Genomic DNA, 23,293 nt, shown 5'->3' on the forward strand with positions numbered 1-23,293 from the left:
GGCACCATGAGCAGCGGCCAACCTCATTCCTTGCACAAGGCGGCCATGCTGGATCGCTCCTATCGTGTGGCCATCTATCTCTATGAACCGAGCGATGGTGGATTGGACCGTGTCGCTATATTGCTTGCCAATCATCTGGCGGCGCAGGGGTTAGGCGCTGAACTGTGGATGGCCCATACCAGAGGGCCGCTAGCCGCACTGATCGCGCCAGGAGTGACTGTGCGGCGCGTTCCAGCGGCAACTCTGCCTCGCGGACTGTCGATGCTCACCCAACTGCCCGCCCTTCGCGCCATGATCCGCCGTCATCGGCCCGCCATTCTCTATTCAGCTGGCAATCAAAGCAACCTGCTGGTCGCGCTGGCAGCGGCAGGAACGCCTGCGGAGGCGGTGGGCCGCATATCCAACCCTATCGTGCGACCGGGCGGGCGCGGCGCGCTGGCGTGGCTGCGACGCAAACGCTTTCAATTGACCGCGTGGCTTAGTGGCCGGACTATCGTCATGGGCAGCAGCGATGCCGACTTGCTCGCCGATGGCTGCCCCTCGATCCGGGCAAGGGTCGCCTTCCTGCCCCGCCCCACCGTGACCCCTCTGCTGGAGCAGGTGGGCAGCAACCGCCCCCCCGCCCCGCCAGGTGCCGTGCGGGAGTTGCTTGCGGTCGGCCGCCTCGTCGCACAAAAAGACCATCGCACGATGTTTGCCGCGCTCGCCCAAGTGAAAGGACATGACTGGCGCCTGCGCATTGCTGGACAAGGACCGCTGCTGGCTGACCTCAAGCAGCAAGCCGCCGACCTTGGCATAGCCGACCGCGTCGAATTTCTGGGCTTCGTCTCCGACCCGCAGGCACTGGCCGATCTTTATGGCTCGTCCGAAGTACTGTTGCAGTCTTCCCGCTGGGAGGGCCTCACAGCCACCGCAATCGAAGCGCTGGCTTGCGGTTGCCAGGTCGTTATCACGGACTGCACCCCCAATCTGCGCGATATCATCGCCGATGCGGGACAGCATCCAATGGTGCCGGTCGGAGACGCCGCCGCCTTTGCAGAAGCGATAGATTGGACCCTCTTGCGCCCCGCCAATTCCGATCGCGCGCGGGAATCGGTGCGCACATATGGCGTCGATGCCGCGCTTTCACAGTATCAGGCACTGTTCGCGGAGATGCTGAGCTAAAGCGTCCGGCGCTGCCCCATCCCCGTTCGCCCTGAGCCTGTCGAAGCCTGTCCTGAGCGCCTGCTGCAAGCAGGCAGTCGAAGGGGGCCCTACTTCTTATGCGTAAGAATGAAAAAAGAGAGGTCTCGCCAAGCTCGGCCCGAACGGAAGGAATGTCGGAGCTTGAAAGGTGCGATCCGCTAAACCCTATCTCAAATGCCGCCGCACCGCCGCCGCTCGCATCACAAAACCGCCCATCGAGGCAACCAACACCGCAAACGCCGCCCCCTGCGCGCCCATTCGGGGCAAAAGCACCGCCAGCATCGCGCCCAATATCGCGCATTCCACGAGCCGGACCATCACTGTCAGCCGCTGCCGGTCGATCGTCATCAAAATGGGATCGAAGCTAACTCCCGCCATCTCGATCGCCGCCGCTCCCGCCAGCAGCAGCAGCAGCGGATAGGCAGGGAGGTACGCCGCGCCGGACATCTTGACCAGCACCCATTCCCCCACCAGCCAGAGCAGCAGGATAATCAGTACAGCGCTCAAAGCCGCAGCCGCGCTGATCTGCCGGGACAGCTTGCGCAGCGCGGTCATGTCGCCTTCTTGCCCACCGCGCATATGATGGCGCGTGGACTCCGCGAAGATGGCGCGCGACATAAGCTGCGAGAAGGTCGTCAACGCGTTGCCCAATTGCGCCGCCAGCCGGTAATAGCCCGCTCCCGTCGTACCCGCGAACATGCCCACCAGGAATATCGGCACATTATTGATCAGTGCCAGCAGGCTAAGGTTGATGTTGCTGGCAACCGAAAAATTCAGGATGCCGGGGAAATGGCGCCGAGCCTCCCCAATCCGGACCAGCTTCACCCGGCCGATGTGGCTGCGACCATGGCGAAACGCCAGAATCCAGTAGGTCAGGGACACGACGACCTCCGAAAAGGCCCAGGCCATCAGAAAGCCCAGCGGCGTCGGATTGAACCACCATGCCACCAACGCGCCCGCCATGCGCATGATCGGCATCATGCTTTCGGCAAAGGCGGCCGCTGCAAAGCGATCGAGCAGACGCAATATTCCCACAGCCGTCGATCGGGTCGCCAGCAGGACCACGGACGCATAGCCCAGACCCATCCACGCGACGGACCTGTTCCAGCCCAGAACCGGCCCCAGCAGCAAGGCGATGGCCGCCGCCAGCATTATGCCCGCCACGGCGCTCAGCAGGTCGATGGTCAGGGTGGCGCCGACCAGCTTCGCCAACGCCGATTTCTGATCGTCCCGCAACGGCACCTGCCCGAACTTCACGACGGCCTGCCAGCTGTCGAAAGTAACAATGCGGGCGATGAACTGGGCTATCGCGATGACCAGGCTAAACACACCAAAGCCCGCCGGACCCATCGTCCGGGTCGCGATGGCGAGATAAACAAGGCTAAGGACCGCCCCCAACCCCTTACTGCCAAGCAGCCAGCCGGTGTTACGGACGATATTCGCAAAGCCGCGCTTGTCCCCGGCGCCATCCGCCACTGTCCGTCTGAACCGACTGATCATGGCGCCTGATTGCCGAACTCATCGCCGATGCCAAGCGGAATTGAGTGCAAACATAGCTTAAGAAGCCCCTCCCTTTAGGTTCAAACGAGGCATATGACTCGTTTTAAGGACTGGGGGTGGGGATGGCGGAACGGCCCTGGCCTGAACCGACAGCCAAAAATATCCCGCTTAACCCGGCGTCCCAATTGCACTATCACCGCCGCATGGCCACGCCTTCCCTGCGTCAACTCGACATTTTTGCGCAGATGGTGGCGGCGGGCAGCATGTCGCGCTGCGCCCGCGATCTGGGCGTCCCGGTCGAAGACATCGCGCGCGCAATCGCCTCTCTGGAAATGCGTCTTGGCTATCATCTGTTCGAAGGTCCGCCTGATCATAAACGGCTGACCGCCGCCGGGCGCAAGACCGCCGAGGCGATGACCCTCTTGTCGCAGGATCAGTCCGGCAACTGGGCACCGGACGAAACGGCCCCTCCTTCCCCTCCGTCCGTCGCGCCCGAAGCCGCGCCTGCGGAGCCTTCCCCCGCACCAGCGCGGCAGGCGATCACCCTTGCCGCGCCCGCGCCTGTTTTCGGTCATTTTCAGGAAGCGCTCGCCGCGTTTGAGGCCGCGAATGAGGATATCGCGATCACGCTCGACCTCTCCATCCACCTCGCCGATGAGGCGCGTGCGGCACTGGAGCAGGGCCGCATCGATATCGCCTATTTCTACGCATTGGGGGAACAGCCGGGCTTCGCCTCCCGCTATGGCTGGTCGGAACAGATCAACCTTTACGCCGGGGCGGATCATCCGCTCGCCCGGCGCGACATCGTCACGGTCGACGATCTCCGGATCAGTCCCACGCTCGCCATGGAGCCGAATAACGGCCTGCGTCGCATCATCGATGAAGCGCTCGACCGGGAAGGCATCAGCATGGGCGCGCCGGTGCTCGAAACCGACAATATGTTCGATATCATGACCATATTGCGCGAAGGCGCGGGCTGCTTCGCCGCCTTCGGCCCCCTCGCGCGAGACCTCGGCCGCATGAACGGCATCCGCCGCCTCCCCCTCGAACGCCCCCTCCCTTCCATCGAGGTCCGACAAGCCCTGCGCACCCGCGCCGACGCAGACTCGCCCGTCAGCGCGCTCGCGGAATTTCTCTTCCTCTGATCTTTGTTTGCGGGTCCACGATCGATCTTGGTAGTTGGTCGCTAGGCCAGTCGTCGATCGTCGATCCCCAGCAGCCGGGTCTGGCCGCTTGCACTGCCGCTGGCTCCAGTCCCATATCCCCTGATCACTGATCCTTAGAGCCTGATCATGCCACACTAATCGTCACCCCGGACTTGATCCGGGGTCCCGCTTCGTTTCTTACGCTGTCGACGCAGTGAAGCCCCGGCCGAGCCCCGGAGTGACGGAAATTCAGCCTCAATTCCGATGCTTCCGTGTAACACGATTACGCTCCAATCGCCGGTAATTGCCCGCTGATCCAGGCCACTTATCTACGATCTCGCCCGCTTGGCCGCTAACCCTTTCCCCTCCCCCGATAATCCCCCCAACCCCATTGATACGTTATAACATTTAAGATAGAGGCGCCTCACAAACCGTTTCAATTAAGGGTTTCCTTCATGAATTCCCCCCTGCCGCTCCTCCGCGCCAGCTGCGCCCTCACCGCAATCTGCCTCGCCTCCCCCAGCCTCGCCCAATCGCCATCAATCCAGCCCGGCACCTATCATGATGACCAGCCCAACATCGTCGTCACCGCCATCATCCCCCGCCGCCAAGGCGACATATTGTCCGGCACCTCGGTCCTGTCCGGCGCCGAGCTGACACGTGACCTGCGGACCACCATCGGCGAAACCCTCGCCCATCAGCCCGGCGTCTCCGCCACCTCGTTCGGCCCCAACGCCTCTCGCCCGATCCTGCGCGGCCTTCAGGGCGAACGGGTACGCATCCTCACCGATGGCGTCGGCAGTTTCGACGTATCGAACACCTCGGTCGATCACGCCGTCGCGATCAATCCCCTGACCGCCGACCGCATCGAAGTGCTGCGCGGCCCGGCTGCCCTTCTGTACGGCTCCTCGGCGATCGGCGGCGTCGTCAATGTGATCGACAGCCGCATCCCCCGACGCGTCCCCGACGAGCCGATCCACATCGAAGGCATCGCCAATTACGGCAGCGCCGCCAACGAACGCAGCGACTCCGCCGAGATCGAAGCGCCGGTAACGGACAAGATCGTCGTCCACTTCGACGGCAGCTATTCGAAGAGCGATGATCTCGACACCGGCAATTATATCCTCACGCCCGCCCTGCGCGCCCAGGCCGCGGCGAGCGGAGACCCCGCCATCACGCCCCTCGCCGATCTGCGGGGCAAGCTGCCCAACAGCGCCGCGCGCACCTGGGAAGTGGCTGGCGGCGCGGCGCTGGTGACCGATGGCGGCAACCTCGGCTTCTCGATCGCCCACACGGACAATCTCTACGGCGTCCCCGTCCGTTATTCGGTCGAACCGGGGTCGGAGGGCGAACAGGTTCACCTCCACATGAAGCAGGACCGCGCCGACATGCGCGCCGAGTTGCCGGTCAATGGCGGCATCCTGGATTCCATCCGCCTCCGCGCGGGCTTCGCCGATTACCAGCATCAGGAGATCGAACCATCCGGGGAGGTCGGCACCACATTCTATAACCAGTCGATCGAATCGCGGCTGGAACTGGTGCAGGCCAAGCGCGGCGGCTGGGATGGGGCCGTCGGCGCCCAATTCTTCGCCCGCAATTTCCATGTCGAGGGTGAAGAGAAGTTCCTGCCCCGCAACCGGACGGAGCAACTCGGCTTCTTCACGCTTCAATCCTTCGACCTTGGCAGCAGCCGGATCGAACTGGGCGGCCGCTATGAGCATAACAAGGTAGGCGCAGACGCGGACGCGACCTTGCTCAATCCCGCCTATCAGCGCAGCTTCGACGCGTTTTCCGGGTCGATCGGCGCCAGCCAGGAAATACGTCCCGGCTGGCGCGTCGGCCTGAACCTCGCCCGCACCGAACGCGCGCCCTCGGCCGAAGAACTGTTCGCGCGCGGCAATCACGCCGGGACGCAAGCATTCGAGCTTGGCAATCCAAACTTCGACCTGGAAAAAAGCTGGGGCGTTGAAGCCACGCTGCGCGGTGAAGGCCCCGGCTACACCATGTCCCTGTCGGCCTATCACAATTGGTTCAACGGCTACATCTATGATGCGCTGGTCGATGACAGCGCCTGCATGGCAGTGAATGGCGGAAAGCCGCTGGATTTCCCCTGCTTCCAATATAATCAGGCTAATGCGCGCTATCTCGGCTTTGAAGCAGAGGCATCGGTAAAGCTCGGGGAAGTCGGCGGATACAAGGTCAATCTGGATGGCCTTGCCGACTATGTCCGCGCAACCATCACCGGCTCCGGCCCTGCGCCACGCATCCCGCCGCTGCGTTTGCTCGGAGGGATCGAACTTCAGGGCGACCGCCTGAGCTTCCGTGGCGAGGTCGAACATAGCTTTGCGCAGAACAGGATCGCCTCGACCGAAACCCGCACCGACGGCTTCACGCTCGTCAACGCATCCTTGTCCTTCAAGCCGCTGAAAGGGAATGACCGGACCACCATCAGCCTGTCGGCGAACAATATATTCGATGTCGAGGCGCGGCGACATGCCAGCTTCCTCAAGGATTATGCGCCACTGGCCGGACGGGATATCCGCCTGACGGCTCGACTATCGATCTGACCAACCTAGTTCATTGCGCAATGTGACGGTTTGGTTACAAGGCGCATATGGATAAGGGGCATTTTATGGCTAAGGTTGCGGGGGCGGACTGGTAATGCGCCAGATCGCCGCTTTGCCCTATGCCGCCGACCCCGATGGCTCGATGCGCATCCTCCTCATCACCTCGCGCGAAACCCGCCGATGGGTTATCCCTAAGGGAAATCGCATCAAGGGGATGGCCGGACACCGGGCCGCTGAGCTTGAAGCCTATGAGGAAGCGGGCATTCACGGCATCGCCTGCCCCGCTCCTTTAGGCCGCTACCGCTATGACAAGCGTCGCCGCAAGGGCGACACGCGCGAAGCCACGGTTGAAGTTTTCCCCCTTGCAGTGACCGGCCAGTTGTCGCAATGGCCCGAGCAGGGGCAGAGGGAACTGCGCTGGTTTCCGGTCGCAGAGGCCGCGAAAGCGGTCGAGGAACCCGATCTTCAAACGATCATCGCGGCCTTTCGCGAACCGCCGCGCGATCCGGGCTGGTTCATCCGAACGCTGCTGCGGATCAAGGAATGGCAAAGCGAAAGGACTGGAATGCTGCGGTGGTTTCACGCGCTGATGCCCAAACAGGGGCGCTTCTTCGAACAGTTTGAGGATCATGCGGTGACGCTCGTCGCCGGGGCCGATGCGCTCGCCAAGCTGCTGAAGGGCGGCCCGGACATGGACGCACATATCGAAGAGATCTCCGCGCGTGAGCATGAAGCCGACGACATCATCCGCGAAGTGCTGCAGGACGTCCGCCGCATTTTCGTAACGCCCTTCGACCGCAGCGCCATCACCGGCCTGATCGGCGTGATGGACGACGCGATCGACCAGATGAACCAGACCGCCAAGGCGATCGCCCTGTTCGAGGTCAAGGAATTCGCGCCCCAGATGCAGGATATGAGCGCCCTTATCGTGGAGTGCGCCCGCATCACAGCCGAAGCGATGCCACTGCTGCGTTCGCTAAACCTCAATTCGGTGCGGCTGCATGAGCTGACCGAGCGGCTGGTGAAGCTGGAGGGGCATGCCGACATATTGCACGAGGCTGGCCTTAAGGCGCTGTATAATCAGGCCCGGCAAGGCAACCCCATGGACTTCGTCGTGGGGAACGAAATCTACGCCCACCTGGAGAAGGTGACCGACCGGTTCGAGGACGTCGCCAACGAAATCTCCGGGCTGGTCATCGACCACGCCTGATCCTTAGCTCCATTCGAGTCTCAATCTGATGGAAGCCCATCTCGCCTTTCCGCTGCTCGTCGCTCTGGTCGGCATCGCGCTCGCCTTCGACTTCCTGAACGGCCTGCACGATGCCGCGAACTCGATCGCGACGATCGTATCGACGCGCGTGTTGAAGCCGCAATATGCGGTGGCCTGGGCGGCTTTCTTCAACTTCATCGCCTTCCTCTTCTTCGGCCTGCATGTCGCCGAAACGGTAGGCAAAGGCATTGTCGATGCCAGCATCATCGACCCGCAGGTTATCTTCGGCGCGTTGATGGGCGCCATTGCCTGGAACCTGATTACGTGGGGCCTCGGCATCCCCTCGTCCAGCAGCCATGCGCTGATCGGCGGACTGCTGGGCGCGGGCACGGCCAAGGCAGGCCTCGGCGCTGTCGTATGGAGCGGCGTATTCAAGACCAGCGCCGCCATCGTCATGTCACCTGCGATCGGCCTCATCCTGGCGCTACTGCTCGTCCTGATCATCAGCTGGATATTCCGTCGCTTCACGCCCCAGGGCGCGGATCGGGTCTTCCGCAAGCTTCAGCTCGTATCTGCGTCCCTCTACTCGCTTGGCCATGGCGGCAATGATGCGCAGAAGACGATGGGGATCATCGCGGTTCTGCTCTATTCGCAGGGCATGTTGACGGGCGGCTTCCACGTTCCTTTCTGGGTGGTCATTTCCTGTCAGGCGGCGATGGGCCTCGGCACACTGCTCGGCGGATGGAAGATCGTCCACACGATGGGGTCGAAGATTACGCGACTTACGCCGGCTCAAGGCTTCTGCGCCGAAACCGGCGGAGCAATGACGCTATTCCTGGCGACGCATCTGGGCGTGCCGGTTTCCACCACGCACACCATCACCGGGGCGATCGTCGGCGTCGGCGCATCCCGCCGCTTGTCGGCCGTCCGGTGGAACGTCGCCTCCAGCATCGTGATCGCATGGGTAGTGACGCTGCCCGCCGCCGCCCTGATCGGAGCAGGCTTCTATGGCCTGACACGACTGTTCTGAACCGCCGCAGCGATCGGATCACGATCATTATTGGGACAATCCGCCCTTCACAAAGGGTCGCACCGTCTCTATATGGCGTTTTGAAAATCCGGTTCCTGCAAGCCTTCCAGCAAGCATGAACCGTCCCCTGGATCGCCCGGGGACCGGTTTCGAATAGCGCGCGAAACCGGCGGGATTGGGCGACATTTGGTGGGTCACAAGGTGCTGACAGTGCGGATCGGACAGTCCCGGCCCGCACTTTTTTGCGTGGCGGCAGAAGGGCGAATCAGCCCTTTCACCCGTCTCGTCAGGCTGAATTTCGCTGCGATGCGAAAAAATGCGACGAATTACAGGCAGGAAACGCAATGGCGACCAAAGCTCTCCCCACGATCAGCAATACCGGCGCGAAGAAGCGCATCAGAAAGGTATTCGGCGACATCCACGAAGTGGTGCAGATGCCGAACCTGATCGAAGTCCAGCGGGAGAGCTATGAGCAATTCCTGCGTTCGGACCCGTCGATCGGCTATGTATCGGGCCTCGAAAAGACCCTGCGCTCGGTATTCCCGATCCGCGATTTCGCCGGCACCGCCGAAATGGACTTCGTCCATTACGAGCTGGAAGAGCCCAAATACGACGTCGAGGAATGCCGTCAGCGCGGCATCACCTACGCGGCGCCGATGCGCGTCACGCTGCGCCTGATCGTGTTCGAGGTCGACCAGGACACCGAAACCCGCTCCGTGCTCGATATCAAGGAGCAGGACGTCTACATGGGCGACATGCCGCTCATGACGGGCAACGGCACCTTCATCGTCAACGGCACCGAGCGCGTTATCGTGTCGCAGATGCACCGTTCGCCGGGCGTTCTGTTCGACCATGACCGTGGCAAGACCCACTCGTCGGGCAAATATCTCTTCGCCGCGCGCGTCATTCCCTATCGTGGTTCGTGGCTCGACTTCGAATTCGACGCCAAGGACATCGTCAACGTCCGCATCGACCGCAAGCGCAAGCTGCCGGTCACCGCGCTGCTCTATGCGCTCGGCCTGACCGCCGAAGACATGCTCGGCTTCTTCTACAACAAGGTCGTGTTCGTCCGTGGCGAAGGCGGCTGGCAGATCCCTTATCTCGCCGAAGCATGGCGCGGCCAGAAGCCCGCTTTCGACATCGTCGATGCCAAGTCGGGCGAAGTCGTGTTCGCCGCTGGCCACAAGATCAGCCCTCGCGCCGCGAACAAGGCCGAGAAGGACGGTCTTGAGACGCTGCTGATCCCGACCGAGGAAGTCTATGGCCGCTACAGCGCCTACGACCTCATCAACGAGAAGACCGGCGAAATCTACATCGAGGCCGGTGACGAAGTCAGCCCTGAAAACCTCGAAAAGCTGGACAAGGCGGGCATCGACCGTCTCGAACTGCTCGACATCGATCATGTCACCACCGGCCCCTGGATTCGCAACACGCTGAAGGCTGACAAGGCCGAAGAGCGCGACCAGGCCCTGTCCGACATCTATCGTGTCATGCGCCCCGGCGAACCGCCGACGAAGGAAACCGCTGAATCGCTGTTCGCCGGTCTGTTCTTCGACCCCGAGCGCTATGACCTCTCGGCCGTCGGCCGCGTGAAGCTCAACATGCGCCTCGACCTCGACGCCGAGGACACGGTCACCACCCTGCGCGTCGAGGACATCCTCGCCGTGGTCAAGGAACTGGTGAACCTGAAGGACGGCAAGGGCGAGATCGACGACATCGACAATCTCGGCAACCGCCGCGTCCGTTCGGTGGGCGAGCTGCTGGAAAACCAGTATCGCGTCGGCCTTCTCCGCATGGAGCGCGCCGTCAAGGAGCGCATGTCGAGCGTCGACGTGTCGACGGTCATGCCGAACGACCTCATCAACGCAAAGCCCGCCGTGGCCGCGGTGCGTGAATTCTTCGGCTCCTCGCAGCTGTCGCAGTTCATGGACCAGACCAACCCGCTGTCGGAAGTCACCCACAAGCGCCGCGTGTCGGCGCTTGGGCCGGGCGGTCTGACCCGCGAGCGCGCAGGCTTTGAAGTCCGCGACGTTCACCCAACCCATTATGGCCGTATCTGCCCGATCGAAACGCCGGAAGGCCCGAACATCGGTCTGATCAACTCGCTCGCCACGTTTAGCCGCGTGAACAAATATGGCTTCATCGAGACGCCGTATCGCAAGGTGATCGACACCAAGGTGACCAATGAGGTCGTCTATCTGTCGGCGATGGAAGAAGCCAAGCACACGATCGCGCAGGCGAACGCTGAGCTGAACGCCGACGGCACGCTGGCCGAAGACTTGATCTCGGCGCGTGAAGCGGGCGAATTCCTGATGGCGCCCAAGGACCACATCACCCTGATGGACGTCAGCCCCAAGCAGCTGGTGTCGGTCGCGGCCTCGCTCATTCCGTTCCTGGAAAACGATGACGCCAACCGCGCGCTCATGGGATCGAACATGCAGCGTCAGGCCGTGCCGCTCGTCAACGCCGAGGCGCCGTTCGTCGGCACCGGCATGGAAGGCACGGTTGCGCGCGATTCCGGCGCGGCCATCGCCGCCAAGCGTCCGGGCATCGTCGATCAGGTCGACGCGACCCGTATCGTCATCCGCGCCACCGGCGACATCGAGCCGGGCCAGTCAGGCGTCGACATCTACACGCTCCAGAAGTTCCAGCGTTCGAACCAGGACACCTGCATCAACCAGCGTCCGCTGGTGAAGGTGGGCGACCTGATCGAAGGCGGCGACGTCATCGCCGACGGCCCGTCGACCGAGTTCGGCGAGCTGGCGCTGGGCCGCAACACGCTCGTCGCGTTCATGCCCTGGAACGGCTACAACTACGAAGACTCCATCCTGATCTCCGAACGGATCGTGAAGGATGACGTCTTCACCTCGATCCATATCGAGGAGTTCGAGGTCATGGCCCGCGACACTAAGCTGGGGCCGGAAGACATCACCCGCGACATCCCGAACGTCGGCGAGGAAGCGCTGCGCAACCTCGACGAAGCGGGCATCGTGTACATCGGCGCCGAAGTGGAGCCGGGCGATATTCTGGTCGGCAAGATCACCCCCAAGGGTGAATCGCCGATGACCCCGGAAGAAAAGCTGCTCCGCGCGATCTTCGGTGAAAAGGCGAGCGACGTGCGCGACACCTCGCTGCGTCTGCCGCCGGGCGTTGCCGGTACGGTCGTGGAAGTCCGTGTCTTCAACCGTCATGGCATCGACAAGGACGAGCGCGCCATGGCGATCGAGCGGGAGGAAATCGACCGTCTCGCCAAGGACCGCGAAGACGAACGCGCCATCCTCAACCGCGCGACCTTCAACCGCCTCCAGGAAATGCTGCTCGGCCAGACCGCTGCCGCCGCTCCGAAGGGCATCAAGAAGGGTGTCGAGATCGACGAGGCTCTGCTCTCCGAAGTTGAGCGTCATGAATGGTGGAAGTTCGCCGTCGCGGACGACACTCGTCAGGCCGGCATCGAAGCCGTCAAGGCGCAGTATGACGAAGCGGTGAAGCTGATCGTCGAGAAGTTCGAGGACCGCGTTGACAAGCTGCAACGCGGCGACGAACTGCCCCCGGGCGTGCTGAAGATGGTCAAGGTCTTCGTCGCGGTGAAGCGTAAGCTGCAACCGGGCGACAAGATGGCCGGCCGTCACGGTAACAAGGGTGTCATCTCACGCATCCTGCCGATCGAGGACATGCCGTTCCTTGAGGACGGCACCCATGTCGACATCGTGCTGAACCCGCTGGGCGTGCCTTCGCGTATGAACGTCGGGCAGATCTTCGAAACGCATCTGGGCTGGGCTGCCCGTGGCCTCGGCCAGCAGCTCAAGCACGCGCTGGAAGACTGGCGTGAGGCCAATCCGAACCCGCAGCCGGGCACCATGCCCGACGCGGTCAAGGAACGGCTGCTTGCATCCTACGGCCCGCAATATGCCGATCAGATCGAAGGCCGCACCGCCGAGCAGATCATCGATCTAGCCGAGCATCTGCAGCGCGGCATTCCGATGGCGACCCCGGTGTTCGACGGCGCCCGCGAAGCCGACGTGTCGGCGATGCTGGAGCTGGCGGGGCTGCACACCTCGGGGCAGTCGGACCTGTTCGACGGCCGCACGGGTGACCGCTTCGACCGTAAGGTGACTGTCGGCATCATCTACATGCTGAAGCTGCACCACTTGGTCGATGACAAGATCCACGCACGTTCCATCGGCCCCTACAGCCTCGTTACCCAGCAGCCGCTGGGCGGTAAGGCGCAGTTCGGTGGTCAGCGCTTCGGTGAAATGGAAGTGTGGGCGCTCCAGGCCTATGGCGCCGCCTACACCTTGCAGGAAATGCTGACGGTGAAGTCGGACGACGTGGTCGGCCGTACCAAGGTCTACGAAGCGATCGTCAAGGGCGACGACACTTTCGAGGCTGGCATCCCCGAAAGCTTCAACGTGCTGGTCAAGGAAATGCGCTCGCTGGGCCTCAACGTCGAACTCGCCGCGATGGACGAGGTCGAGGACGACGACGGCTTCGCGCAGGCAGCGGAATAAAGGGTTTGCGGGGCGCGGCCTGACGGCGGCGCCCTCCCCTTCGCTCCAAAGATTTGCCCTCATGAGGGAATGAAAAAGATGAACGAACTGACCAATTTCGCCAACCCGGTCCAGAAGGCCGAAACCTTCGACCAGATCCAGATCGGCCTTGCCTCGCCAGAGCGTATCCGGTCGTGGTCCTTCGGCGAGATCAAGAAGCCGGAAACCATCAACTATCGCACGTTCAAGCCCGAGCGTGACGGCCTGTTCTGCGCGCGCATCTTCGGTCCGATCAAGGATTACGAATGCCTGTGCGGCAAGTATAAGCGCATGAAGTATAAGGGCATCGTCTGCGAAAAGTGCGGTGTCGAAGTCACGGTATCGAAGGTCCGCCGCGAGCGCATGGGCCATATCGAACTGGCCGCGCCGGTCGCGCACATCTGGTTCCTGAAGTCGCTGCCTTCGCGCATCGGCCTGCTGCTCGACATGCAGCTCAAGCAGCTTGAGCGCGTGTTGTATTTCGAGAGCTACATCGTCACCGAACCGGGCCTGACCCCGCTTGAGAAGTTCCAGCTTCTAAACGAAGACGAACTGCTCGACGCGCAGGACGAATATGGCGAGGACGCCTTCTCCGCCGGGATCGGCGCGGAAGCGGTCAAGCAGATGCTGATGGATCTCGACCTTGAGGGCGAGAAGCAGGCGCTGCTCGATGAGCTGGCTGTCACCAAGTCGGAACTGAAGCCCAAGAAGATCATCAAGCGCCTGAAGGTGGTTGAGAGCTTCCTGGAATCGGGCAACCGTCCGGAATGGATGATCCTGGACGTCGTCCCGGTCATTCCGCCAGAACTGCGCCCGCTGGTGCCGCTGGACGGCGGCCGCTTCGCGACCTCGGACTTGAACGACCTCTATCGTCGCGTCATCAACCGTAACAACCGCCTGAAGCGCCTCATGGAACTGCGCGCGCCGGACATCATCGTCCGCAACGAAAAGCGCATGTTGCAGGAAGCTGTCGACGCCCTGTTCGATAACGGCCGCCGCGGCCGCGTCATCACCGGCGCGAACAAGCGTCCGCTCAAGTCACTGTCCGACATGCTCAAGGGCAAGCAGGGCCGCTTCCGTCAGAACCTGCTCGGCAAGCGCGTCGACTATTCGGGTCGTTCGGTCATCGTGACCGGCCCGGAACTCAAGCTGCACCAGTGCGGCCTGCCCAAGAAGATGGCGCTCGAACTGTTCAAGCCCTTCATCTACGCCCGCCTCGACGCCAAGGGTCTGTCCATGACCCTTAAGCAGGCGAAGAAGTGGGTCGAGAAGGAACGCAAGGAAGTCTGGGACATCCTCGACGAAGTCATTCGCGAGCACCCGGTCATGCTGAACCGCGCGCCGACGCTTCACCGCCTCGGTATTCAGGCGTTCGAACCCGTCCTGATCGAAGGCAAGGCGATCCAGCTGCACCCGCTCGTCTGCTCGGCCTTCAACGCCGACTTCGACGGTGACCAGATGGCCGTCCACGTTCCGCTGAGCCTTGAGGCCCAGCTGGAAGCCCGCGTGCTGATGATGTCCACCAACAACATCCTATCGCCCGCGAACGGCAAGCCGATCATCGTTCCGTCGCAGGACATGGTGCTGGGCATCTATTACCTGTCCATGGAACGCGAAGGCGAGCCGGGCGAAGGCATGCTGCTGGCCGACATGCAGGAGGTCCATCAGGCTCTCTTCGCAAAGGCCGTGACGCTGCACTCGAAGATCACCAGCCGCGTGCCGCAGACCGACGAAGCCGGCAATCAGTATATGAAGCGCTTCGAAACGACGCCGGGCCGCATGCTGCTGGGCGAATGTCTGCCCAAGTCGCACAAGGTGCCCTTCGACGTCGTCAACCGCCTTCTCACCAAGAAGGAAATCGGCGACGTCATCGATCAGGTCTATCGCCACACTGGCCAGAAGGACACGGTGCTGTTCGCCGACGCCATCATGGCGCTGGGCTTCCGCCACGCGTTCCAGGCCGGCATCTCGTTCGGCAAGGACGACATGGTGATCCCGGACTCGAAGGAAGGCACCGTTGCCGAAACCAAGGCGCTGGTGGCTGACTATGAGCAGCAATATCAGGACGGCCTGATCACGCAGCAGGAAAAGTACAACAAGGTTATCGACGCCTGGAGCCGTTGCGGCGACGTGGTAGCGAACGCCATGATGGACGAAATCCGCGCCCAGCCCAAGGACCCGCAGACCGGCCGCATGGCCCAGATCAACTCGATCTACATGATGGCGCACTCCGGTGCCCGTGGTTCGCAGGCTCAGATGAAGCAGCTGGCCGGTATGCGCGGCCTGATGGCCAAGCCTTCGGGCGAGATCATCGAAACGCCGATCATCTCGAACTTCAAGGAAGGTCTGACCGTCCTTGAATACTTCAACTCGACCCACGGCGCCCGTAAGGGTCTGGCCGACACCGCGCTCAAGACGGCGAACTCGGGTTACCTGACCCGCCGTCTGGTCGACGTGTCGCAGGATTGCACCATCGTCGAGGAAGATTGCGGCACCGAAAAGGCGCTGGAGATGAAGGCCATCGTTCAGGGTGGTTCGGTCATCGCCTCGCTCGGTGAGCGTATCCTGGGCCGCACCACGGCGCAGGACATTGTCGACAGCAAGGATGGCAGCATCGTCATTCCGATCGGCACCCTGCTCGATGAGCCCATGATCGCGCAGATCGAGGCTATCGGCACCCAGGCGGTGAAGATCCGCAGCCCGCTGATCTGCGAAAGCCGGATGGGCGTGTGCGGCAAATGCTACGGCCGTGACCTCGCTCGTGGTACGCCGGTCAATATCGGCGAAGCGGTCGGCGTCATCGCGGCGCAGTCCATCGGTGAACCGGGCACGCAGCTTACCATGCGTACCTTCCACATCGGCGGCGCGGCGAACTTCAACGAAACGTCGAACCTGGAAGCCCTGTCGGACGGCACGATCGAGCTGCGCGACATGCCGACCATCACCGACAAGAATGGCCGTCGCCTGTCGCTCGCCCGCAATGGCGAGATCGCGATCATCGACTCCGAAGGCCGCGAACGCGAAACGCACCGCCTGCCCTACGGCGCCACCATCCTGTTTGCGGATGGCGACACCGTGAAGAAGGGTGAGCGCTTTGCCGAGTGGGATCCGTTCACCATGCCGGTGATCACGGAAAAGCCGGGCATCGTGAAATATGTCGACCTGATCGACAACAAGACGCTGACCGAGCAGACCGACGAAGCGACCGGCATCGCCCAGCGCGTGGTCATCGAACATCGCGGGTCCGCCCGTACCAAGGAAGATCTGCGTCCGCGCCTCACCCTGCTCGACGATCAGTCGGGCGAAGCTGCTCGCTACATGCTGGCGGTGGGTGCGACCCTGTCGGTCGATGACGGCGCGCAGGTGCAGGCCGGTGACGTGCTGGCGCGTGTCTCTCGCGAAGCCGCGAAGACCCGCGACATCACCGGCGGTCTGCCGCGCGTCGCCGAACTGTTCGAAGCCCGCAAGCCCAAGGACAATGCGATCATTGCCAAGGTCTCGGGCCGCGTGCAGTTCCTCAAGGATTACAAGGCGAAGCGCAAGATCGCCATCAATCCGGAGGATGGCGGCGAGCCGGTCGAATATCTGATCCCCAAGAGCAAGGTGATCGACGTTCAGGAAGGCGACTTCGTGAAGCGCGGCGATAACCTGATCGGCGGTTCGCCCGATCCGCACGACATTCTGGAAGTTCTCGGCATCGAGCCGCTGGCCGAATATCTGGTCGCGGAAATCCAGGAAGTCTATCGCTTGCAGGGCGTGAAGATCAACGACAAGCACATCGAAACGATCGTTCGTCAGATGCTGCAAAAGGTCGAGATCATCGAGTCCGGCGACACCACGCTGCTGGTGGGCGAGCAGATCGACCGCGAGGAAATGGACGAGATCAACGCCAAGCTCCAGCCGGGCTTCGCGCCCGCCGCTGGCAAGCCGGTGCTGCTCGGCATCACCAAGGCCTCGCTCCAGACGCGTTCGTTCATCTCGGCGGCCTCCTTCCAGGAAACCACTCGCGTCCTCACGGAAGCGGCGGTTCAGGGCAAGAAGGACACGCTGGTCGGCCTCAAGGAAAACGTCATCGTCGGCCGCCTCATCCCGGCGGGCACTGGCGCGGGCATGAACCGCATGCGCGTTGCCGCCTCGTCGCGTGACGCGGCGATGCGCGCCGCCCTGCGGGCATCGAGCCAGGTCGACCTGATCGCGCCCAAGACGGCTGCTGAAGAGCATGCTGCCGAACTCGCACAGGGTCCGGAAGCTGCCATTGGCGACGATCCGCTCGGCGCGGTTCAGGGTGAGGACTTCACCACCCAGGATCTCGACTGAAGCTTTGAAATCATGGGAGCCACTTCCTATCTTGGATAGCGGCTCCCAAGCCTGTCTACCCCGCAAGGGATGATGAATGAGCCCGCCGGACGAATATGCGACCGGCGGGCTTTTTCCTAACCGAAGTATGCGGCATTTTCCGGCGCAAGCCCCTTGACCAGCCGATCCAACCAGCTTATTTGCGCGCTTCCGATGCGGGCTACACCCGCCTTGGTGCCCGATCCTCTAATGGTAAGAGAGCGGACTCTGACTCCGTCAATCAAGGTTCGAATCCTTGTCGGGCATCCAAACATTCGGCAATCTAGAAAATTTAAGCCATGTATGAACTTGGCCATCGCCTTCTCTGGCCGGTCGCTGGTGCTTGGCGGAGGCATTGGGCTTGATGACTGATCGTGGTCGAAGCAAAGGGTCGAGGGGCGCCTGACGCGATCCCTCCATCTAGAGTAAAGGGTGCATCCTCAGTGGCATCACAATCAAGCGAGAAAAGCCGCTCTTCCTGCCCATGAAATATCAGAAGCTGACTTCTACGCGGACCTGAGACATTGGCGCACAAACATCCGGCCACGTCACTGGCCGGAAAACCTCCGCGTCATCTCACTGGACGGCTTGGCAGGAACGGTTGATCGCCGAATTGCTCGCGCTGTCGGCTATCATCGGCGCTATCGCCGCCTCCTGCTCAGCCTGGGCAGACTTGCATCCGCTTTAATCGCCTGATGTATGGCCGCAGCCAAGAGCTCCTGCTCCCAGTCCCAAGTTTACCGTCACGCAGCCGGGCGAAGCCCTCTCACTTCCTCGGGAGTGATTGTCTTGGCAAGATTGATCAGAGATTTGACGGCAAAAGCCTTGAGCTGCGGCATCTTGGCCTCCCACGGCTTGCCATATCCCGCCAATATCGTTGACCCTTCGATCGACGTGTTGATGAACAGGGTCACGATGTCGACTTCCTCCATGGAAAGCGCCGGGTTGAGTTCGGCGACATAGGACGCCATCAGATTGTGCATATACTGATTGACCATCTCGACCCGTTCCGCGACGAACTGATTGTGGTTCGCCATCGCCCACAATTCGGTAAACAGATGGGTCATCTTCTTCGTCTTCGTCTCGTCGAAGGTGCCCCCGATGACCAGCGCGAGCGCTTCTTCGGCAGGTAAGCCCTTGTTGGTGAGGCTGACTCTCGCTTCGCCCACGGTGGGGCTCAGCAGTTCGTCCAGCAGCACCTGAACCAGCATTTCCTTACGCGGGAAATGACGGCTCACATTTCCGACCTTCATCCCACATTCAGCAGCAATCCGGCGAAGGGTGAAGGCCGATGCGCCCTCATCGACGAGAACGTGCAACGCGGCCTTCAGGATTGCATCGACCGTGTCGGAACCCCGGGAATATACTCCAGGGCGAGGAGGAGCGACAAGCTTGGCCTTTTTCACCTTAAGATCAGTCATACTCCCCCGTAGCGCTGATTTGAATTAATGAAAAGTTCTGCTCGCATGTCATCTGACCATTCAGCTTACGAAAAGTCGATAGCGTTATTCACCGTTCGCAACATGGTTATCAAAGGGCTCCCCGCTCCAACTTTTCGCCGTCCTGCAACAAAGGTTGCACGCGCGGAAGGCCCTTAAGCAACCATGATCAATAGTCACCGCAGAACGTAATGGTCCGAAGCGCGACCCTGCGATCACCGCCGCCATCAGGACGTTGACATACGACAACTTTTAGTCAAGCATTTCTGGTGATCTGCAGCGATAAGCCTGTGTAAAATCCATCTTGTTTGCAAAGGACCCTTAAAGACATGACGCTCAACCGGGTAACCGACACGGCACTCGACCCTTTGTTTCTAAATCGCTGGTCGCCGCGCGCGTTTGATGGCTCCGTCATGCCCGCTGACGATCTGCGCACCATATTGGATGCCGGACGCTGGGCGCCCTCTTCCTTCAATTATCAACCCTGGCGCTTTCTCTATGCGACGCGTGACGATGCCGCCAATTGGGGGCGCTTCCTCGATCTGCTGATTCCGTTCAACGCGATCTGGGCCAAGGAAGCCTCGGTGCTTTTGTTCATCCTGAGCGAAACAACCATGGGATCGCCGGACAAACCCAGCCATTCGCACAGCTTTGACGCTGGCGCCGCCTGGTCGGGCATAGCGCTGCAATCGACCCTGATTGGCTATCACGCCCATGGCATGGTCGGGATCGATATGGACAAAGCCAGGACGGAGCTGGGCGTTCCGGACGGGTTCCGGATAGAGGCCGCCGTAGCGATAGGCCGGATGGGCGACCCCGCGTCTCTTCCGGAAAAGCTGCAGGCACGCGAAGAGCCAAGCAACCGCAAGCCTCTTGAAGAGATTGCCTATTCCGGCAATTTCCGCAGCTGACTTGAAACTGCGGCGCCGATCATCGATCGACAAGCGCGTTATGAAAGTCGGGGGAGGCACCATGTACCTCCCCCTTCCACCTGATCCAGAAGCCTTCAGGCACTGGATGTCACGAGATGACCGCTGACATTTGCACGCGTAATGACCACGCGCCTCACATGAGTTGGACCACCTCGATCAAATTGCCTTCGACGTCTTTGACGAAGGCCACATGTACGCCATGTTCAGGCTCCGGATGAGCAGTCACGACCACAACACCACCTGCGGCGGCGGCACTTTCCACGAACCGGTGGATATCATCCGCGATGAATCCCAGGATAACCGACTCCGTGGCCGATTTTTCCACGTCTAGGAATTTCGTCAGCGTGAAGTTCCCCGTGCCCGGCGGATTTGACTTGAAGTACAGTTCCCGAATGGGACGGCCTGCGATCTCCGCATCGACCTGCGCTTCCTCGACCAGGCCGCATACGGCGCCATAGAAGGCCGCAACCTTGTCAAGATCCTGCACGATCAGCTTGGTGAAGCCTAAAGGAACCACTTTATTCACATCTGACATATTCATCGCTCTTCATTTTAAGCATATTCAACCCTTCGGAACTTCAAGTCATTTTCCGAATGAGTAGCGCAGACGGACCCCGTACATTCTGGGTTCGCCGTATAACGTCGCAGTAAAGAACTGACTGTTATAGGTGTTGCTGTTGCTGACACGATACAGCTTGTTCGTCAGGTTGGTCGCGTAAAAGCCTACGTCCACGCGGCTACCTGCAACATTCCGCCAATCGAGCGACAGGTTCAGCGTTCCGAATGGTTCAAGCCGCTCGCCCGGCTGATCCCCAGGAAGGCTGGTCCCCGCCGTATGCTGCGCCGACGTGTGTGAATAGTTGACGAACATCGCAAGTGTGCCGAGATCCCCGCCAAGCGGCTGCTCTGCGGACACGTGGAAGCTGTAGATGTACGGCGACACATATTGGAACGGGATGCAGGTCAGATCTACAGTCTCCGGAGCACTTATGACATTGCCGGTACAGTCCTGAGTGGGGCTGCTCGGCGCGAACTCATATTTCTTATATTTGGCATCTGTATAGCTGAACGTACCACCGATCTCGACACCCGGAATCGGCCGCAGCGACGCTTCCGCCTCTATGCCCTGGATGCGCGCATCTGCGGAAAGAACCCTTGCGCCAGCTGCACCGGTGGCGGGATTGAAGTCGCCGGTCGCGCGCTGAATACCCTTATAGGTCAGATAATAATAGGTAGCGTTGAGCCGAAGCGGCATGCCCCCCAGTCGCACATCCGACTTGAAGCCCGCTTCATAGGATGTGACGAACTCCGGCGGGAAAGTACGAGTGGTGGTAAACACCGCATTGGCGTTTATGCCACCGGCCTTGTAGCCACGGCTAATCTTGCCGTAGACAAGAAGCTCGGGCGAAAATCTGTAATCTACACCAATGTTCCAGGTCGGCTCATTGGTCTTCAGATTGGCCTCAAATGAGCAGCCGGCCGCGTCTGGTGCAATCCTATTGTCGGCGAAGCAGAAGAATGCCCCTGGAGCGATTACCTGATACAGACCCGCCGAGCCGCTGACCCTATCCCAAGTGTACCGAATGCCGCCAGTGACCTTGAGGTTCTGCAACGCAGGCGAAACCAGTCCCAAATCCAGCGTCGACTGTGCATATAGCGCTTTCGACGTATTGGTGATCGCATATCTTATGTCATACACGCCGCAAACCAATGGGTTGCCCGTGAACAAAGCTGGACAGAAACCAGTAGCACCCGCCCCCTGGGTCCCGGCCGGACGCTGATCATAGTAGAATGCGCCTGCGGTAAAGGTGAGCAGTTTGTCAAACAAATCGCCCTGAAGCTGCAATTCCTCGGTGAAAACCTTGATATCATCTCGCGGCAGTCGCGTCGGTGAAGCATTATCGTAGATGACCGGAGTACCGTCACCGGGCAAAGTAACTACGCCGGGAGCCGGATAGCTTCTTGGATCGCCATCATCGAACTGGAAGATGGTGCCATCACTGTCGACGCTATATGTCGTCTTGAAGCGTTGATAGCTGACGATGTTACGCAGCGTCAGTTCTTCGTTCAGATTGAGTGTGGAAGTATTGGTAACACCCCAGGTCTTCGTCCTTTGAAACGAATTGGTGCCATGCGCTGTTTGTCTGGGTCCACGAGCATCTGCTTCCGCGCTAGCCGCCCTGTAGACGTCGCACGATGCGCTAAAGCCAGGGATTGTCGGTCCTTCAACGCAGAAAGGAAGGCCGACAAAACTCGTGGCCGCCAGTCCCGCAACATTAAGCTGCGTGTTGACCGTACCGGTCCCATGGGTCCGGGAATTCGCCCCATAGGCCATGGTATAATTTTCGAAAGTCTCGGTCGGCCGCAGCGTCAGTCCAACGCGCCCGGAATACCAGTGCAAATTATCGCGATCGGTGTTCCAGACGACATCCCGCGTGTAGCCATCACGATCCTGATAGGCTCCGGCCACCCGCAGCAGGACCTTGTCATCGACGATCGGGACGTTGATCGCGCCTTCAAGTTCCTTGTTGTCGTAATTACCGAACTTGCCCTGAACATAGCCTTCAAAGTCGTTCGTCGGCTTTTTGGGAACGAGCAGCACCGCGCCACCAGTCGTGTTGCGTCCGAACAAGGTTCCTTGTGGGCCGTTTAGTACCTGGACATTCTCCAGATCTACGAAATTACCGGCACCACCTTGTTGAGGAATGGAGATCGGCGCGGGCAGCGGCACTTCGTTCAGATAAACGACCACGCCAGGCGACGCCTGAAAGGTCGCACCCTGTCCTCGGATCGTAAAGCTTTGCGCTTCACGTGACGGATTGCCATTGTTGCCGACCACCAGAGACGGAACCGTCGCCTGCAAATTTTGCGGCTGCGTAATCCCTTGCTGCTGTAGACGTTCTGGCGAAAATGCCGTGATCGCGATGGGAACATCCTGCGCGCGCTCGTCACGGCGCTGCGCGGTAACGACAATTTCATCCGGAGCCGAGTTCACGCTCGAACCAGCGCCCGGTTGAGCCTGGGCTTGCGCAGCTCCCGCAATGCACAATGCCGTCATCCCGGCTCCGCATAGCAGCTTCAAGCTATTTTCTACTGATCGCATCATTGCTACTCCCCATATGTAGCAATGCCCCTCCACATGGGACATCGCGGCCCCCGGCAAAAGTTACCGGTTCCGATCGGCGATTGGGTTTTGATATTCGTTCCGTCAGCAACTTCGCTGACTGTGCCCCTCATACGTTCGCCATCTACGATAGTTGACGTATTTCAACCATTGTCAAGATGAATTTATTTGCACATGCCGTTGTTCTATAAGTTACCGCCTATTCGGAAAAACGGCGATATTATAATCCGCGCCAAGTCCTCTTTCGCATTCCCTAGAACGCAAATGGCGGGCCGCAGAGGCCCGCCATTCACTTCATCT

At 60.9% G+C, this 23,293-nt stretch carries 12 protein-coding genes and 1 tRNA gene; 9 read left to right on the forward strand and 4 right to left on the reverse strand.

What is annotated here, in order from left to right; all coding sequences use genetic code 11:
* The first annotated feature begins 6 nt into the window (after positions 1-6).
* Complete coding sequence (locus ACZ5TH_RS08770) at positions 7-1,164, forward strand: glycosyltransferase (protein WP_464793643.1); 1,158 nt, start codon at positions 7-9, stop codon at positions 1,162-1,164.
* A gap of 186 nt (positions 1,165-1,350) precedes the next feature.
* On the opposite strand, the gene ACZ5TH_RS08775 is transcribed toward ACZ5TH_RS08770, so the two are convergent.
* Positions 1,351-2,685, reverse strand: coding sequence for a lipopolysaccharide biosynthesis protein (locus ACZ5TH_RS08775; protein ID WP_464793644.1), 1,335 nt, complete (start codon positions 2,683-2,685; stop codon positions 1,351-1,353).
* A gap of 203 nt (positions 2,686-2,888) precedes the next feature.
* Here ACZ5TH_RS08775 and ACZ5TH_RS08780 point away from each other — a divergent pair, with 203 nt between their 5' ends.
* The 7 genes from ACZ5TH_RS08780 (at position 2,889) to ACZ5TH_RS08810 (ending at position 17,768) form a co-directional block, all read left to right on the forward strand.
* Positions 2,889-3,830: a LysR family transcriptional regulator gene (locus ACZ5TH_RS08780; RefSeq protein WP_464793645.1), complete on the forward strand. Its 942-nt coding sequence runs from the start codon at positions 2,889-2,891 to the stop codon at positions 3,828-3,830.
* A gap of 455 nt (positions 3,831-4,285) precedes the next feature.
* On the forward strand, positions 4,286-6,397 hold the full coding sequence (locus tag ACZ5TH_RS08785) for a TonB-dependent receptor (RefSeq protein WP_464793646.1): 2,112 nt from the start codon (positions 4,286-4,288) through the stop codon (positions 6,395-6,397).
* 94 nt (positions 6,398-6,491) lie between these two features.
* Complete coding sequence (locus ACZ5TH_RS08790; protein WP_449473902.1) at positions 6,492-7,607, forward strand: DUF47 family protein; 1,116 nt, start codon at positions 6,492-6,494, stop codon at positions 7,605-7,607.
* Positions 7,608-7,635: 28 nt separating this feature from the next.
* Positions 7,636-8,637 carry an inorganic phosphate transporter gene (locus ACZ5TH_RS08795; protein WP_449473903.1) on the forward strand — a complete coding sequence of 334 codons (1,002 nt, stop codon included), beginning with the start codon at positions 7,636-7,638 and terminating at the stop codon, positions 8,635-8,637.
* Between the two features lie 344 nt (positions 8,638-8,981).
* Complete coding sequence (rpoB, locus tag ACZ5TH_RS08800) at positions 8,982-13,145, forward strand: DNA-directed RNA polymerase subunit beta (RefSeq protein WP_464771170.1); 4,164 nt, start codon at positions 8,982-8,984, stop codon at positions 13,143-13,145.
* Between the two features lie 78 nt (positions 13,146-13,223).
* Positions 13,224-17,480 (forward strand): DNA-directed RNA polymerase subunit beta', encoded by a 4,257-nt coding sequence (gene rpoC / locus ACZ5TH_RS08805; RefSeq protein WP_460986515.1) that lies wholly within the window; start codon positions 13,224-13,226, stop codon positions 17,478-17,480.
* Between the two features lie 214 nt (positions 17,481-17,694).
* Positions 17,695-17,768: transfer RNA gene (locus ACZ5TH_RS08810), tRNA-Gln, on the forward strand.
* 473 nt (positions 17,769-18,241) lie between these two features.
* On the opposite strand, the gene ACZ5TH_RS08815 is transcribed toward ACZ5TH_RS08810, so the two are convergent.
* Positions 18,242-18,919 (reverse strand): TetR/AcrR family transcriptional regulator, encoded by a 678-nt coding sequence (locus ACZ5TH_RS08815; protein WP_464793647.1) that lies wholly within the window; start codon positions 18,917-18,919, stop codon positions 18,242-18,244.
* A 347-nt stretch (positions 18,920-19,266) separates the two neighbouring features.
* Here ACZ5TH_RS08815 and ACZ5TH_RS08820 point away from each other — a divergent pair, with 347 nt between their 5' ends.
* On the forward strand, positions 19,267-19,848 hold the full coding sequence (locus tag ACZ5TH_RS08820; protein WP_464793648.1) for a nitroreductase family protein: 582 nt from the start codon (positions 19,267-19,269) through the stop codon (positions 19,846-19,848).
* 154 nt (positions 19,849-20,002) lie between these two features.
* Here the strand turns inward: ACZ5TH_RS08820 and ACZ5TH_RS08825 are convergent, their stop codons facing one another.
* Both ACZ5TH_RS08825 and ACZ5TH_RS08830 read right to left on the reverse strand, forming a co-directional pair.
* A complete protein-coding gene (locus tag ACZ5TH_RS08825; RefSeq protein ID WP_464793649.1) occupies positions 20,003-20,410 on the reverse strand; it encodes a VOC family protein in 408 nt (135 codons plus the stop codon).
* A 42-nt stretch (positions 20,411-20,452) separates the two neighbouring features.
* Positions 20,453-22,927 (reverse strand): TonB-dependent receptor, encoded by a 2,475-nt coding sequence (locus ACZ5TH_RS08830; RefSeq protein WP_464793650.1) that lies wholly within the window; start codon positions 22,925-22,927, stop codon positions 20,453-20,455.
* Between the last annotated feature and the right edge of the window lie 366 nt (positions 22,928-23,293).

It is taken from the genome of Sphingobium sp. TomTYG73 (assembly GCF_055394245.1).